Annotated in this window: 13 protein-coding genes; 11 read left to right on the top strand and 2 right to left on the bottom strand. The window is 72.0% G+C overall.

Annotation, left to right across the window (positions count from 1 at the left end; genetic code table 11):
- The first annotated feature begins 5 nt into the window (after window positions 1–5).
- Window positions 6–320: a chorismate mutase gene (locus QRN40_RS09020; RefSeq protein WP_285115252.1), complete on the top strand. Its 315-nt coding sequence runs from the start codon at window positions 6–8 to the stop codon at window positions 318–320.
- Window positions 321–323: 3 nt separating this feature from the next.
- Entirely contained in the window at window positions 324–1247 is a 924-nt protein-coding gene (locus QRN40_RS09015) for an SDR family NAD(P)-dependent oxidoreductase (RefSeq protein WP_285115251.1), read from the top strand.
- Between the two features lie 18 nt (window positions 1248–1265).
- Here the strand turns inward: QRN40_RS09015 and QRN40_RS09010 are convergent, their stop codons facing one another.
- A complete protein-coding gene (locus tag QRN40_RS09010; protein WP_285115250.1) occupies window positions 1266–1556 on the bottom strand; it encodes a hypothetical protein in 291 nt (96 codons plus the stop codon).
- Window positions 1557–1639: 83 nt separating this feature from the next.
- On the opposite strand from QRN40_RS09010, the gene QRN40_RS09005 reads away from it, so the two are divergent.
- Entirely contained in the window at window positions 1640–2923 is a 1284-nt protein-coding gene (locus QRN40_RS09005) for a GNAT family N-acetyltransferase (protein WP_285115249.1), read from the top strand.
- Between the two features lie 24 nt (window positions 2924–2947).
- On the opposite strand, the gene QRN40_RS09000 is transcribed toward QRN40_RS09005, so the two are convergent.
- Entirely contained in the window at window positions 2948–4234 is a 1287-nt protein-coding gene (locus QRN40_RS09000; protein WP_285115248.1) for an adenylosuccinate synthase, read from the bottom strand.
- Window positions 4235–4366: 132 nt separating this feature from the next.
- Between QRN40_RS09000 and QRN40_RS08995 the strand changes: the two genes are divergently transcribed.
- The 8 genes from QRN40_RS08995 (at window position 4367) to QRN40_RS08960 (ending at window position 14003) form a co-directional block, all read left to right on the top strand.
- Window positions 4367–7132, top strand: a complete 2766-nt coding sequence (locus QRN40_RS08995) for an MMPL family transporter (protein WP_285115247.1) — start codon at window positions 4367–4369, stop codon at window positions 7130–7132.
- A 36-nt stretch (window positions 7133–7168) separates the two neighbouring features.
- Window positions 7169–9079 carry a YhgE/Pip domain-containing protein gene (locus tag QRN40_RS08990; protein ID WP_285115246.1) on the top strand — a complete coding sequence of 637 codons (1911 nt, stop codon included), beginning with the start codon at window positions 7169–7171 and terminating at the stop codon, window positions 9077–9079.
- A 50-nt stretch (window positions 9080–9129) separates the two neighbouring features.
- Complete coding sequence (locus QRN40_RS08985) at window positions 9130–9792, top strand: TetR/AcrR family transcriptional regulator (RefSeq protein ID WP_285115245.1); 663 nt, start codon at window positions 9130–9132, stop codon at window positions 9790–9792.
- Window positions 9789–10502 carry a hypothetical protein gene (locus tag QRN40_RS08980; RefSeq protein ID WP_285115244.1) on the top strand — a complete coding sequence of 238 codons (714 nt, stop codon included), beginning with the start codon at window positions 9789–9791 and terminating at the stop codon, window positions 10500–10502. Before QRN40_RS08985 ends, QRN40_RS08980 begins: the two co-directional genes overlap by 4 nt.
- On the top strand, window positions 10499–12352 hold the full coding sequence (locus tag QRN40_RS08975) for a YhgE/Pip domain-containing protein (RefSeq protein WP_285115243.1): 1854 nt from the start codon (window positions 10499–10501) through the stop codon (window positions 12350–12352). The genes QRN40_RS08980 and QRN40_RS08975 overlap by 4 nt, the downstream gene beginning before the upstream one ends.
- A gap of 73 nt (window positions 12353–12425) precedes the next feature.
- Window positions 12426–12590, top strand: coding sequence for a hypothetical protein (locus QRN40_RS08970; protein WP_285115242.1), 165 nt, complete (start codon window positions 12426–12428; stop codon window positions 12588–12590).
- Window positions 12591–12723: 133 nt separating this feature from the next.
- Window positions 12724–13569, top strand: a complete 846-nt coding sequence (locus QRN40_RS08965) for a metallophosphoesterase (protein ID WP_285115241.1) — start codon at window positions 12724–12726, stop codon at window positions 13567–13569.
- A complete protein-coding gene (locus tag QRN40_RS08960; RefSeq protein WP_285115240.1) occupies window positions 13557–14003 on the top strand; it encodes a DUF3052 domain-containing protein in 447 nt (148 codons plus the stop codon). The genes QRN40_RS08965 and QRN40_RS08960 overlap by 13 nt, the downstream gene beginning before the upstream one ends.
- Window positions 14004–14040: the final 37 nt, after the last annotated feature.

Genomic DNA, 14040 nt, shown 5'->3' with positions numbered 1-14040 from the left:
GGAGCATGCCCGAGAACAGCGACGTGGCGGCCGCACTCCAAGAGCTGCACAGCATCCGCCAGAGCATCGACAACATCGACGCCGCGGTCATCCACATGCTCGCCGAGCGGTTCAAGTTCACGCAGCAGGTGGGCGCGCTGAAGGCCGCGCACGGACTCCCTCCCGCGGATCCCGAGCGCGAGAAGGAGCAGATCCAGCGGCTGCGCGCCCTGGCCGAGGAGAGCCACCTCGACCCCGCGTTCGCGGAGAAGTTCCTGACGTTCATCGTCGCCGAGGTCATCCACCACCACGAGCGCATCGCCGTCGAGAACGGCAAGTAGCGGGTGGGCTGGGACGTCACCGCGCTTCCGGACGCGCGCGGCCGGACGGTCGTCGTCACCGGGGCCAACGCCGGTGTGGGGTATTGGACTTCCGAGCAGCTCGCTCGCGCCGGCGCGCACGTGGTGCTCGCCTGCCGCGACCCCGAGCGGGCCGAGGCGGCGGTCTCGACGATCCGTCGCCGGGTGCCGCGGGCGACCGTCGAGGCCATGCCGCTGGACGTGACGGACCGGCGCTCGATCGACGCCGCCGCCGACGCGCTGCTGGCCCAGGACCGAGTGGATGCGCTGGTGCTGAACGCCGGGATCGTCCACCCGCCCCGCGAGCGCCGGACCGACGAGGAGGGCAACGAGCTCGTCCTCTCCACGAACGTCCTCGGCCACTTCCGGCTGGTGGCGCGCGCGCTGCCGGCGCTGGAACGCATGCCGGGGTCGCGGATCGTCACGCTCGGCTCGCTGGCGTCCCGGCTGGGCCGCGTCCGCCTGGACGACCTCCAGCTGAAGGACTCGTACACCTCGTGGCGCGCCTACTCGGGGTCGAAGGTCGCGGCGCAGGTGTTCGGCTTCGAGCTGGACCGCCGCCTGCGTGCGGCCGGGTCGACCGTGCAGAGCGTGGTGGTGCATCCTGGATACTCGACCTCGGGGCGGACGCCCGGCATTCGCGGCGTCAACCAGCCGTCACGCGCCAAGCGTTTCGTCGACAACCTCCAGGCCGCGTGGACGCAGGGCAAGGACGACGGTGCCCACGTGCCTGTTCGCGCGGTGCTCGACCCCGCGGTCGCCGGCGGCGACTACCTCGGCCCGGCCGCCTGGACGAAGGGCGCGCCCGTCCACACCCCCGCGACGCGCGCCTCCCGCTCGCCGCGCCTCGGAGCCGCGCTCTGGCCGCTCTTCGAGCAGGCCTCGGGGCAGCCGTTCCCGCTCCCCTGAGCGCTCGTTCCCGCCGCGCTAGGCGACGACGATGGTGAGGAGGCGGTGCGTGGCCGGGACCGCCGCACGCAGCGCGTCGCGGGCGGCCGCGTAGTCGGCGCCCTCGGCCTCGATCTCCTGGACCGCGGCCTCGCGGATGATCGCCTTGGCGATCACGCGGCCGCCGCGCGGCATCGCGTTGTGCACCTGCAGCAGGTCGAAGCCCTCGGGGACCTGCTCCTCGATCCGCGAACGCGCGGAGTCCGCATCATCCGCCTCGGCCGTGAGCTCGCGGGTCTCGCTGCTCTGGATGAGTCCACGCACCTTCATGCTTCAACGCTAGCGGACGGCGACCGCGCGTCCCTCCGGTCTGAGCCCTGCCGCAGGTCGGGGGCGCCCGATACGGTGAGGGGATGGACTTCCTCAGCCAGCCCATCGACCCCACCTCCGAACGCGACCTCTCCGCGGGCGGCCTGCGACTCGCGCTGGTCGACACGACGGATGCCGACGCCTTCGACGGCTGGATCCGCGCCGACTTCCGCGGGTTCCACAGCGAGCGGCCCAAGAAGGAGGTGCTCGAGGAGGCGCGCGGGTACCTCGGCGGCCGTCGAACCACCGGCGTCTACGACGACGCCATCCCGGCCCAGGAGCCGGTCGGCACCGTCAACTCGTGGGTCGCACCGCTGACCGTGCCGGGCGGCGAACGGGTGGATGCGTGGGCGATCAGCTCGGTCACCGTCGCACCCACGCACCGCCGCCGCGGGATCGCCCGGGCGCTCCTGGGCTCCGAACTGCGCAGCGCGCACGAGCTGGGGATTCCGCTCGCCATCCTCACCGTCTCGGAGTCGGTCATCTACGGCCGCTGGGGCTTCGGCCCGGCCACCTACGCGACCTCCTGGACCATCGACACGAAGCGCGTGCGGTGGGCGGGCACCGAGATGACGGGCCGCCTGTCGTTCACCGACCCGGAGGAGTACCGCGACACCGCCGAGGGCGTGCTCGACCGCGTGATGGCCGGCCGCGCCGGTGAGATCGGCTTGGAGACGTACCTCGCCCACCGCCTCACCGGTCCGCTGAAGGGGGACCCGGAGGCCGACAAGTACCGCCTGGTCCGTTACGACTCGCTGTCCGGCGAGCCGGAGGGCTTCGTGTCGTACCTCGTGAAGGGCGACGAGGTCGACTTCACCCGCCACACGGTCGAGGTGAACTACCTGGCCGCCGCGACCGACGACGCCCTCACCGCGCTATGGCGGTACCTGCTCGAACTCGACCTGGTGGCGAACGTCAAGGTGTGGACGCGCGGGGTCGACGAGCCCCTCCCCGCCCTGGTGTCGGACATCCGCGGAGCGCAGGTCACGTCGGTTCAGGACCACCTGTGGGTGCGCATCCTCGATGTTCCCGCTGCGCTGCAGGCCCGCAGCTACGAGCGCGACGGCTCGCTGGTGCTCGAGGTGGCGGACGACTTCGGCATCGCCGACGGCCGCTACCGGCTGACCGTCACCGACGGACGTGCGGAGGTCGCCGCGACCGACGATGCGACCGACGTGACGCTGCCGGTCAACGCTCTGGGGAGCGTGTACCTCGGCCACGACACGGCGCGCGGCCTCGCCGTCGCCGGCCGCATCCAGGGCGACGCGGATGCGCTCGACCGCCTGTTCCGTACGGCGGTTCCGCCGCGGCTGAGCACCTGGTTCTAGGCGCGGCGATCTGGATGACGCGGATCAGTCGATCAGGTCGTGGCGGACGATGATCTGGTCGCGCTCCGGACCGACGCCGATCGCCGAGATGCGCGCACCGGAGAGCGCCTCCAGGGCGAGCACGTAGTCCTGCGCGTTCTTCGGGAGGTCGTCGAAGGTGCGCGCGCCCGAGATGTCCTCGGTCCAGCCGGGGAACTCCTCGTAGATGGGCTTCGCGTGGTGGAAGTCGCTCTGCGACGCGGGCACCTCGTCGTGGCGCACACCGTCGACGTCGTACGCGACGGCGACCGGGATGCGCTCGATGCCGGTGAGGGTGTCCAGCTTGGTCAGGACGAAGTCGGTCACACCGTTCACGCGCGCCGTGTAGCGGGCGACCGGTGAGTCGTACCAGCCGGTGCGCCGCGGGCGACCGGTGGTCGTGCCGAACTCGAAGCCGCGCTCGCGGAGGAACTCACCCCACTCGTCGAACAGCTCGGTCGGGAACGGACCGGCGCCGACGCGGGTCGTGTAGGCCTTGACGATTCCGATGACGCGGTCGATGCGGTTCGGGCCGATGCCGGAGCCGGTCGCCGCGCCGCCGGCGGTCGAGTTGGAGGACGTGACGAACGGGTACGTGCCGTGGTCGACATCCAGCATGGTCGCCTGGCCGCCCTCGAACAGCACGTACTTGCCCTCCTCGAGGGCCGTGTTGAGCAGCAGCGAGCTGTCGACGACCATCGGGCGCAGGCGCTCCGCGTGCTCGAGCAGCTGCTCGACGACCTCGTCGACCGTGATCGCGCGGCGGTTGTAGACCTTCACCAGGAGGTGGTTCTTCTGGTCGAGGGCCCCCTCGACCTTCTGGCGCAGGATGTTCTCGTCGAAGAGGTCCTGGATACGGATGCCGACCCGGTTGATCTTGTCGGCGTAGGTCGGGCCGATGCCGCGGCCGGTGGTGCCGATCTGGCGCTTGCCGAGGAAGCGCTCGGTCACCTTGTCAATGGTGCGGTGGTACGACGTGATCACGTGCGCGTTGGAGCTGACCTTGAGGCGGGAGACGTCCACGCCGCGGGCGATGAGCGCATCCAGCTCTTCGAAGAGCACCTCGATGTCGACGACGACGCCGTTGGCGATGACCGGCGTGACGCCCTCGGTCAGGATGCCGGACGGCAGCAGGTGCAAGGCGTACTTCTCGTCGCCGACGACGACCGTGTGGCCGGCGTTGTTACCGCCGTTGAACTTGACGACGTAGTCGATGCGGCTACCCAGGACGTCGGTCGCCTTGCCTTTGCCTTCGTCGCCCCACTGGGCGCCGATGATCACGATCGCGGGCACGTTGGAGTCCTCTCGTGGATGGAACGCGTCGGCGCCACGCGGACGACCGTCGCACTCGATCCTATCGTGAGCGGCATTTCCGCCTCGTTTCCAGCATTGCCGCGCGAGGAGGATGGTCCTAGGTTGAGCGCGATGTCGTCCTTCCTGTACTCGCTCGGCCGCGTCGCCTACCGGGCGCGTCGGCTGGTTCTGGCGGTCTGGCTGGGCGCGCTGGTGCTGATGTTCGTCGGCACCGGGCTGCTGAGTCACGGCACCGACAACACCTTCACCATCCCGGGGACGGAGTCCCAGCAGGCATTGGATGCGCTGGCGCGCACCTTCCCGGAAGTCAGCGGTGCATCGGCGCAGCTGATCGCCGTCGCGCCGAAGGGCGGCGACGTGCGCGACCCGTCGTTCCAGTCGGCGGTGGAGAAGGCGGTGGAGGAGATCGCCGCCATCCCGCAGGTGACGTCCGCCTCCTCGCCGTACTCCGGACCGTCGACCGGCAACATCAGCGCGGACTCCTCGGCTGCGCTTGTGCCCATCCAGCTCTCGGTCGGGACGGTGGATGTGTCGCAGAGCACGAAGGATGCGCTGCAGCAGGCGGGGAGAACGCTGCAGAAGGACCTCCCGCCGGGGTCGCAGGTCGCCGTCGGCGGGCAGGTGTTCTCGTCCAGTCCCGCCGGCATCAGTGTCACAGAGCTGCTGGGACTCGCGGTGGCGTTCCTCGTCCTGATCGCGACCTTCCTGTCGGTGATCGCGGCAGCCATGCCGCTGATCAATGCCCTGCTGGGGGCCGGCCTGTCGCTCGCGATCATCTTCGCCGCCACCCACTGGCTGACCATCGCCTCCACCACCCCGCTGCTCGCGCTCATGCTGGGGCTGGCGGTCGGGATCGACTATGCGCTGTTCATCATCTCGCGGCACCAGGAACAGGTGCGCAAGGGCATGGAGCCGGAGGAGTCCGCCGCCCGCGCGGTGGCGACCGCCGGCTCGGCGGTTGTCTTCGCCGCCGTCACCGTCATCATCGCGCTGCTCGGACTCGCGGTCGCGCGCATCCCCTTCCTCACCACCATGGGCGTCGCCGCAGCGCTGGCGGTCGCCATCGCCGTGCTGATCTCGACGACGCTCACTCCGGCGCTTCTCGGCTTCGCCGGGGTGCGGATCGTCCCCAAGCGGGCGCGGCCGGGATGGGCGGAACAGCACGCCGCCGAGCGGGCGAAGCGCGCGGAGCACGCGGAGCACGCAGCCGCGAAGCGGCCGCCCGCGAGACCGGCGCGGGCGCCGCGCCCCCGCCCCGACCATCCCGTGGCCCGGGGCTGGGTCCGTGCCGTCACGCGCATCCCGGTCCTCACGATCGTGGTGGTCGTCGGCCTCCTCGGGGCGCTCACCCTTCCCGCGATGTCCCTCAGGCTCGCCCTGCCCGACGCCGGCTCGCTGGATGAGACGGAGCCCGCCCGTGTGACGTACGACCTGGTGGCGGAGCACTTCGGCCCCGGGTACAACGGGCCGCTGATCGTGACCGGGTCGGTGATCGGGAGCAGCGATCCGGTCAGGCTGATGAACGACCTGGGCGCCGAGCTGCGCACCGTCCCGGGCGTCGCGGCCGTCCCGCTCTCCACCCCGAACCCCACCGGCGACACCGGTATCGCCCAGGTCGTTCCGACCGGCGCGCCCGACTCGGTGGAGACCCAGGACCTCGCGGCGACCCTCCGCTCGATGCACGACCACTTCGAGCACGAGTACGGCATCGACCTCGCCGTGACCGGCTACACCGCGGCCGGCATCGACATCTCGGAGCGGCTCGGCGCAGCACTGCTGCCGTTCGCGCTGCTGGTCGTCGGCCTGTCGCTCGTCCTCCTCACGATGGTGTTCCGGTCGATCGTGGTGCCGGTGACCGCGGCGCTCGGTTACCTGCTGAGCATCGGCGCCGCCTTCGGCGTGACCAGCCTCGTCTTCCAGAGCGGCCTGTTCGCCGGTCCGCTCCACGTCGCCCACGTCGGCTCGGTGATCAGCTTCATGCCGATCATCCTGATGGGCGTGCTGTTCGGCCTGGCCATGGACTATGAAGTGTTCCTGGCCAGCCGGATGCGCGAGCAGTACGTGCACGGCGACTCCCCCCGGGATGCGGTGCACAACGGGTTCGTCGGCTCGGCGCGGGTGGTGACCGCCGCTGCGGTGATCATGTTCGCGGTGTTCGCCGCGTTCATCCCGGAGGGCGACGCATCCATCCAGCCGATCGCGCTCGGCCTCGCCGTGGGGGTGGCGATCGACGCGTTCGTGGTCAGGATGACGCTCATCCCGGCGGTGCTGGTGCTGTTCGGACGAGCGGCCTGGTGGATCCCCCGCGCCCTCGATCGCGTGCTCCCGAAGTTCGACATCGAGGGCGAAGGACTGCGGGCCGAGCTGGATGCGGCCGACTGGCCGGTGCGCGACGAGCCGTACGCGGTCGCCGCAGCCGGTGTGCGAGCCGGAGGGTCCGGTCCCCTGGACCTCATGGTGCTCCCGGGAGAGGTGAGCGTGGTGGGCGACCCGGAGCACACCGCCCTGGCGCTCGCGCTCACCGGACGCGGTCCGGTCGGCGCGGGCCGGCTCAAGGTCGCGGGGCTCCTCCTTCCGACGCGGCGCGGCTCCGCCCGCGCGGCGAGTGCGCTCGTGCTCGTCGACCGCACCGCCGACGCGGTCGCCGCCGTGCGCGACGCGCTCTCGGCGCATCCCGGACTGCTCGTCGTGGACGGCGCAGCGTCGGTCGTCGGTGCCGAGCGGGAGCGGCTGGCCGCGGCCCTCCGGGATGCCGCGGCCGACGGCGTCGCGGTCGTCCTGACCGACGGGGACACGGTGTCGATCACCGACCTGCGACCCGCTGCGGGCGATCCCGTCTCCGCCGGGATGGCCGCACCGCCGGCGACCTCCATCTGACGGCCGCCACCGGCCGAAGCGACGGGAAGGCATCCCATGACCCGCACACCGTTCGACGCTCGCACCGGTGCCGATCGCACCCGGCTGCTCACCCTGGTGGGCCTCGCGCTCGCCCCGCTCATCGTGGTGGCGGTGCTGAGCTGGGGCCTGCTCGCGCCGGGACAGCACCTCGACCGGGTCACCGCCGCCGTCGTCAACGACGACCAGCCGGTCACGAAGAACGGGCAGACCATTCCCCTCGGGCGGCAGTTCGCCGGCGCCCTCATCTCGGGCGGCTCCGTCTCGATCGCCGCCGGGAGCTCCAGCACTGCACCCACCGAGCCGCCGCCCTCCGACGACGCGTCGAACTTCGACTGGGTGCTGACCAACGACGACGACGCGCGTGCCGGGCTGCAGAGCGGGCACTACGCGGCGGTGATGACCATCCCGAAGTCGTTCTCCGCCGACGCGACCTCGATCGGCGGCCCCGCGGCGAGCGCGACGCAGGCGACCGTGACGGTCCGGACCGGGCCTGCGGCCGCGCTGGTCGACCCGGCGCTGGCTGCGGCCGTCACGCAGGCCGCGACGGCGTCGCTCAACCGCCAGCTGACCGTGCAATACCTGCAGAACGTGTACACCGGCTTCGACACCATCGACCAGCAGATCGGGCAGGCGGCGACCGGGGCCGCGTCGCTCGCGGCCGGGACGGCGTCGCTCGCCTCGGGAACCGCCTCGCTCGCGACAGGCGCGGCATCGCTCGCCGCCGGGACGCAGTCGCTGGATGCCGGAGCGCAGTCGCTGTCGTCGGGGCTGTCCCAGCTCGCCGCCGGCAGTGCCTCCCTGCCCGCGCAGACCGCGGGGCTTGCGCGCGGCTCGGCAGCCGTCGCGGGTGTGGCCGATCAGGCCGCGGCGGGGACGGCGTCGGCGACGGACCGCTTCACCCAGATCGTCGCCGAGGTGTGCGCGACCCCCGCGGCGGGGCTCTGCGCCCGCGCGAACGCGGCACTCACGACGCTCCAGAGCGCGGACGGCAACGTGCAGACCATCGCGAACGTCGCCGACCAGGTCGCCACCGGCAACGCGGACCTCGCGACGGCGACGCCCCAGCTCGTCGACGGCATCGATGCGTCGGCGACGGGTGCGTCGCAGGTGGCCGCGGGGGCGTCCCAGTCGGCGGCAGGTGCCGCCCAGGTCAGCAGCGGGGCGGCGTCCGCGGCGTCCGGCGCGCAGCAGAGTGCGGACGGCGCCGCCCAGCTCTCGTCCGGGCTGCAGCAGGCGACCACATCCATCCCGACGTACAGCGACAGCGATATGACGACGCTTTCGGCCGTCGTCGCGCAACCCGTGGTGACCGATCAGCAGGCACCGCTCACCGGCATCGCCTCGCTGCCGTTCTTCGTCGTGCTCGCGCTGTGGCTCGGCGGCATCGTGACGTCGCTGGCCCGGCGGGCCGTGCCGACGCGTTTCCTCCTGACCTCCGCGCCGAGCGCGGGACTCGCGCTGCGTTCGGCCGGCCTCGTCGCACTCATCGGCGCCGGCCAGGGGATCGTCGTGGCGGGAGCCGCGCAGTTCGGGATGGGCCTGCGACCGGATGTGTGGATCGGGTTCGCCCTCGCCGCGGCCTTCACTGGCGCGGTGTTCGGCGTGATCAATCAGGCGCTGGCGGCGGCCTTCGGCGGCGTGGGCCGCCTCCTCGCCCTCGTCGTGGCCGTCGTGGCCCTGGTCGCGGGCTTCTCCTCGACCGCCCCGCCGCAGCTGCTCGCGGTCGCGCAGGCGCTGCCGACCGCGCCCGCCTCCGCTCTGCTGCGTTCGGCCGCCACGGGCGACGCGGCGAGCGCCTGGGCGTCCGCCGGTCTCCTGCTGGTGTGGCTGGTCGGTGCGTTCGCCCTGACGTTCGCCGCCGTCGCCGGCAGGCGGTCGGTGCGGCTGCGGGATGTCGTCCCTGCGCGCGCGGCGACCGCGAGGTGACCTTCCACTAAGTTGCACACGAGTGTGCAAGAAGGGCGTACACTGGACGTATGCCCACCACCTCCACCCGTGCGCCGCGCCGTGACGCGGCCGCCAACCGCGAGGCGATCCTCGGGGCAGCGGCGGTCGCCCTGAACGAGGACATCGACGCCTCCCTCGAGAGCATCGCCGCGCGCGCCGGCCTCAGCCGCCGCGCCGTCTACGGTCACTTCGCGACGCGCGACGAGCTGCTCGTCGAGGTCTTCACCCGCGGCGCGCGGCGCCTCGCCGCCCTGCTGGACCCGGTGTCGCATCCCGACCCGCTGGTCGAGATCGCGCTCTTCGGGGCGACCCTCTGGGCCGAGGTCGAGCACGTGCGCGTCAGCGCCGCGCTCGCCGTCCGCGGACCGCACCGCGCGATGGTGGGCACCGCCCTCGACCCGGCGCGGGAGCGACTGCGGGCGACGGTCCGGCGCGGCCGGGAGTCCGGCCACATCCGCACCGATCTCGACGGCGAGACCGTGACGCGCCTGATCGAGAACGCCGCCGTCTCCGTGCTCGACGAGGCGACGCGCGCACGACTCACCCCCGAGGAAGGCCACCGCCTGGTGATGCTCGCCGGCGTCGGCGCCGCAGGGATGGGGTGGCGCGAGGCCGGCGAGCTGATCGCGTCCACTCCCGAACTCGCATTCCACCCCCAGCACCACGACCTCCCGGAAGGCGGCACACGATGAAGGTCGTCCTCGACCACGTCACCAAGGGCGCCGCGCTGCCCGCGACGTCCGCCTCGTTCGAGACCGGGCGCGCCACGCTCGCGCGCGCCGAGACCGAGCAGCGGCCGACCGTTCTCGGACTGATCGCGTCCGGACGGATGCGTCCCGACGGCGGTTCCGTCACGATCGACGGCGCGGCGGACTCCTCGGCGATGCGCCGACGGATCGCCCTCATCGACGCACCCGACGTCTCCGAGCCCGCCTCCGACGTGACCGTCGGGGGGATCGTCGCGGAGGAGCTGATGTTCGCCGGGCGCCCCTCCCATCCCGTCGCCGTCAGCCGCTGCCTGCGCGAACTCGGCGCCTCGGACTGGGCACGGCACTCGATCGGGACGGTCCCGCCGATGGTCCGCATCCGGCTCCTCGCCGAGCTCGCGCTGCTGCGCAGAGGGGTGGATGCGCTGGTCCTGGTGTCGCCCGACCGTCACGGCGGCGACCCGGTCGACTGGTGGCGGTTCGCCCGCGAGCTGGCCGGCCGCGACAAGGCCGTGCTGGTCGTCGCCGGGGACGCCTCCGCCGCGGCGATCGCCGCGGCCTCCCTGGTCTCGCGTATGGACGAGACCGATCCGAACACCTTCGACGAAGACCCCGGCCGCGACGACACCGACGATCTCCCGGACCTGATCGTCACCGAGCCGCTCCAGGCCGAGCCCATCCAGGAAGAAGCATGAAGATCCCGCAGATGATCGCGGCGGAGTTCCGCCGCCTCACCGCCAGCCCGATGTCCATCGTGGCGCTCATCGCACTGATGTGCGTCCCGGTGCTGTACGGCGGCCTGTACCTGTGGGCGAATCAGAACCCGTACGCGAATCTCGACCGCATCCCCGCGGCCATCGTGGTGGACGACACCGGGACGACCGTGGACGGCGCGACCGTCAATTACGGCGACGACGTCGCCGATCAGCTCATCCAGGACGGCTCGTTCCAGTGGCACCGGGTGGAGAAGAGCTCTGCTGCGAGCGGCGTGGACGACTCCAAGTACGACTTCAGCATCACCTTCCCCGCCGACTTCTCGTCGGCCCTGGCGTCCGCCTCCGGCACCGACCCGCACCGCGCGGTCGTCACGCTGACCACCAACGACACCAACAGCTACCTCGCCTCGACCATCGGCACGCAGGCGGCGGAGAAGATCCGCACCTCCATCGTCAAGCAGGTGAACGAGCAGGCGGCGAAGCAGTTCCTGATCGGGCTGGCCGACATACGCTCGAACCTCGTGTCCGCGGTGGATGGTGCGAACAAACTGGCGGACGGCAGCGCGAGGGCCCAGTCGGGAGCCTCGCAGCTCGCGGACGGCACAGCGCAGCTCGCGTCCGGATCGCAGGAGCTCGCCGGCAAGCTGGGCGAACTCGCATCCGGCGCCCAGCAGGTCAGCGACGGCGCGGCGCAGGTCGCGGCGGGCAACCAGCAGCTGGCCGCGAAGGCGAACCAGGCCGCGACGGCCGCCTCGCAGATCGCGACGGACGCACCCGCCGCCGGGCAGCGGCTCATCCAGCAGCTGCAGGCCAGCGGGGCCGACCCCGCCGTGATCGCGCAGGTGCAGGCCACGCTGGGTCAGATCGACTCGACCGTGCAGTCCGGCAACTCGCAGATCCAGGGCGCGGTCGGGCAGATCAACCAGCTGTCCGCGGGCGCGGACCAGGTCGCGGGCGGCGCATCCCAGGTCGCAGCGGGCTCCCAGCAGGCGGCCTCGGGCGCCTCGCAGGTCGCCTCCGGCGCCTCCACTGCGGCCTCGGGCGCCGCCCAGCTGCGCGACGGGCTCACCACACTGCACGACGGCACGACCCAGTTGCGCGACGGCCTCAAGGACGGCGTCGACCGCATCCCGGACAACTCCCCCAGCCTGCAGAAGAAGCAGGCCTCGACCATCGCCGACCCGGTGAACCTCAAGAACGACTCCATCACGTCCGCAGGGACCTACGGCGCCGGGCTCGCCCCGTTCTTCGTGGCGCTCGCGGCGTGGATCGGCATCTACGCCCTCTTCCTCATCGTCAAGCCGGTCTCCCGCCGCGCCATCACGGCGCTGCACTCGCCGGTGAAGATCACGCTGGCCGGGTGGCTGACGCCGGGCCTTCTCGGCGCCGTGCAGATGATCGGGCTGTTCGCGATCGTCTCCGGGGCGCTCGGCTTCCGGATCGACAATCCGCTCGGGATGTACGGCCTGATGGGGCTCGCCTCGATCACCTTCGCGGCCATCATCCTCGCGCTGAACGTCTGGCTGGGCAGCGTCGGGCAGTTCCTCGGGCTCGTGCTCATGGTGCTTCAGCTGGTCACTGCGGGAGGCACATTCCCGTGGCAGACGCTCCCGGGCCCGCTCGCCGCACTGCACCACGCGCTGCCGATGTCGTACGCGGTGGACGGCATCCGCCAGGTCATGTACGGCGGAAGCGCGGCGACGGCCTGGGCGGACGCCGGCGTGCTGGCCCTGTGGATGCTGATCGCGCTGCTCGTCGCGGCGATCGGCGTGACGAGGATGACCCACTTCCGCACGCTGCGCGACCTGCGGCCGTCGCTGATCGGCTAGCCGGACTCTGGCGGGCGGACGGGTGCCGGGGCTAGGGTGACGCCACCGGCACCCGATCGTCAGGAGGATCACCATGGCCGATCTCGAGGTTCAGGCAGCGCTCGCGCAGGCGCGCCAGGCGGCGAGCGCCGCCAGCTACGACATCCAGAAGCTGGCCGAGGACTCCATCGAACGCCAGGCGCTGCACAACCTGATCACGGCGGTCGACGCCATCATCGAGGCGCTCGACGCGGACTGACGTCGTCGAGTGGTGACATCTGGTCACCACTCGAGGCGGATAGGCGCAACGACTCACCACTCGAGGGTCACCACTCGAGGGTGCGGCGCCGCTGCGAGGGTGCAGCGACGGTGGCCGGCGCTAGGGTGGCGGCGTGAGCGAAACCCTGCGCATCCTGCACCTCTCCGACACGCATCTGTACGGCGACGGCCGGCTGCAGTACGGAGTCGTGGACACGCTCGCGGCGCTGGATCGCGTGCTCGCGCGCGCGGCCTCGCTCGCGGAGGTCGATGTCGTCGTCGTCTCCGGCGACCTGTCCGACGACGGGACCGCCGAGTCGTACCGGAAGCTCGCAGCCACCCTGGAACCGTGGGCGGCCCAGCGCGGCGCAGCGCTCGTCTACGCGATGGGCAACCACGACCTCCCCGACGGCTTCGAAGAGGTGCTCGGCGCGCGCGAGACCGTGACCACGGTCCGCGGCTTCCGCATCGTCACGGTCGACACGAGCGTGCCCGGCGCCGGATACGGGCACGTGGAGGAGGCGCAGCTCGACCGGCTGCGCACGGTTCTCGCCACGCCGTCCGAGCGCGGCACCGTCGTCGTGCTCCACCATCCGCCCGTCGCGCCCTCGACGGTGCTGTTCGAACCGCTGCGGTTGGTCGACCCGCAGCCGCTCCTCGACGTGTGCAGCGACGGGGATGTGGATGTGCGGCTCATCCTGGCCGGCCACTTCCACCACGGCCTTGCCACCGAGGCCGGGCCTGCGGGCATTTCCGTCGTCGTCGCCCCCGCGGTCGCCAACACGACCGACGTGCTGTGGCCTCCACCGCACGAGCGGGCCGTCCGCGGCGCCGGCTTCGCGTGGGTCCAGCTGCCGGAGGACGGGCCGGTCCGGGCGCACTTCGTGACGGCTCCTGCTCCCGAGGACGGAGAGACCGTGTACGACCTCGACGCGGCCGCCATCCAGCGAATCGCCGACGACGCCGGGTGGAAGCGGTGACGCCCGACGCCTCCGCAAGCGGCGCGGCCCCGGGCGGGGCGGCCGGCTACTCGGGCACACCGCTCTGGAAGAAGCTCGGGCTGAAGCCGGGGATGCGCGCGACCGTCCTGCACGCGGACGCGGGCTGGCGCATCCCGCTGGAGGACGGCCCCGAGGTCACGTGGACCGACGACGGCGCGCGGGGACTCATCCTCGCCTTCTACCGGACCGCCGCCGTGTTCCTCGCCGAGCTCGACCAACTGGGCGAGCCGATCCGCCCCGACGGGATGCTCTGGGCGGCCTGGCCACGCAAAGCCGCCGGGCACGTCAGCGATCTGGACGAGAACCTCATCCGCGACGCCGCCCTCGCGCGGGGGCTGGTCGACGTGAAGGTCGCCGCCCTCGACACCGACTGGTCGGCACTGAAGCTGGTCTGGCGCCGCGAGAACCGCTGACGGCTGCAACGGGACGCGCGCGGCCTGACGCGAGCGC

The organism is Leifsonia sp. fls2-241-R2A-40a, from assembly GCF_030209575.1.
Lineage (GTDB): Bacteria > Actinomycetota > Actinomycetes > Actinomycetales > Microbacteriaceae > Leifsonia.
The sequence above is the reverse complement of the archived record's forward strand: the minus strand, read 5'-3'. Positions and strand labels throughout refer to the sequence as shown.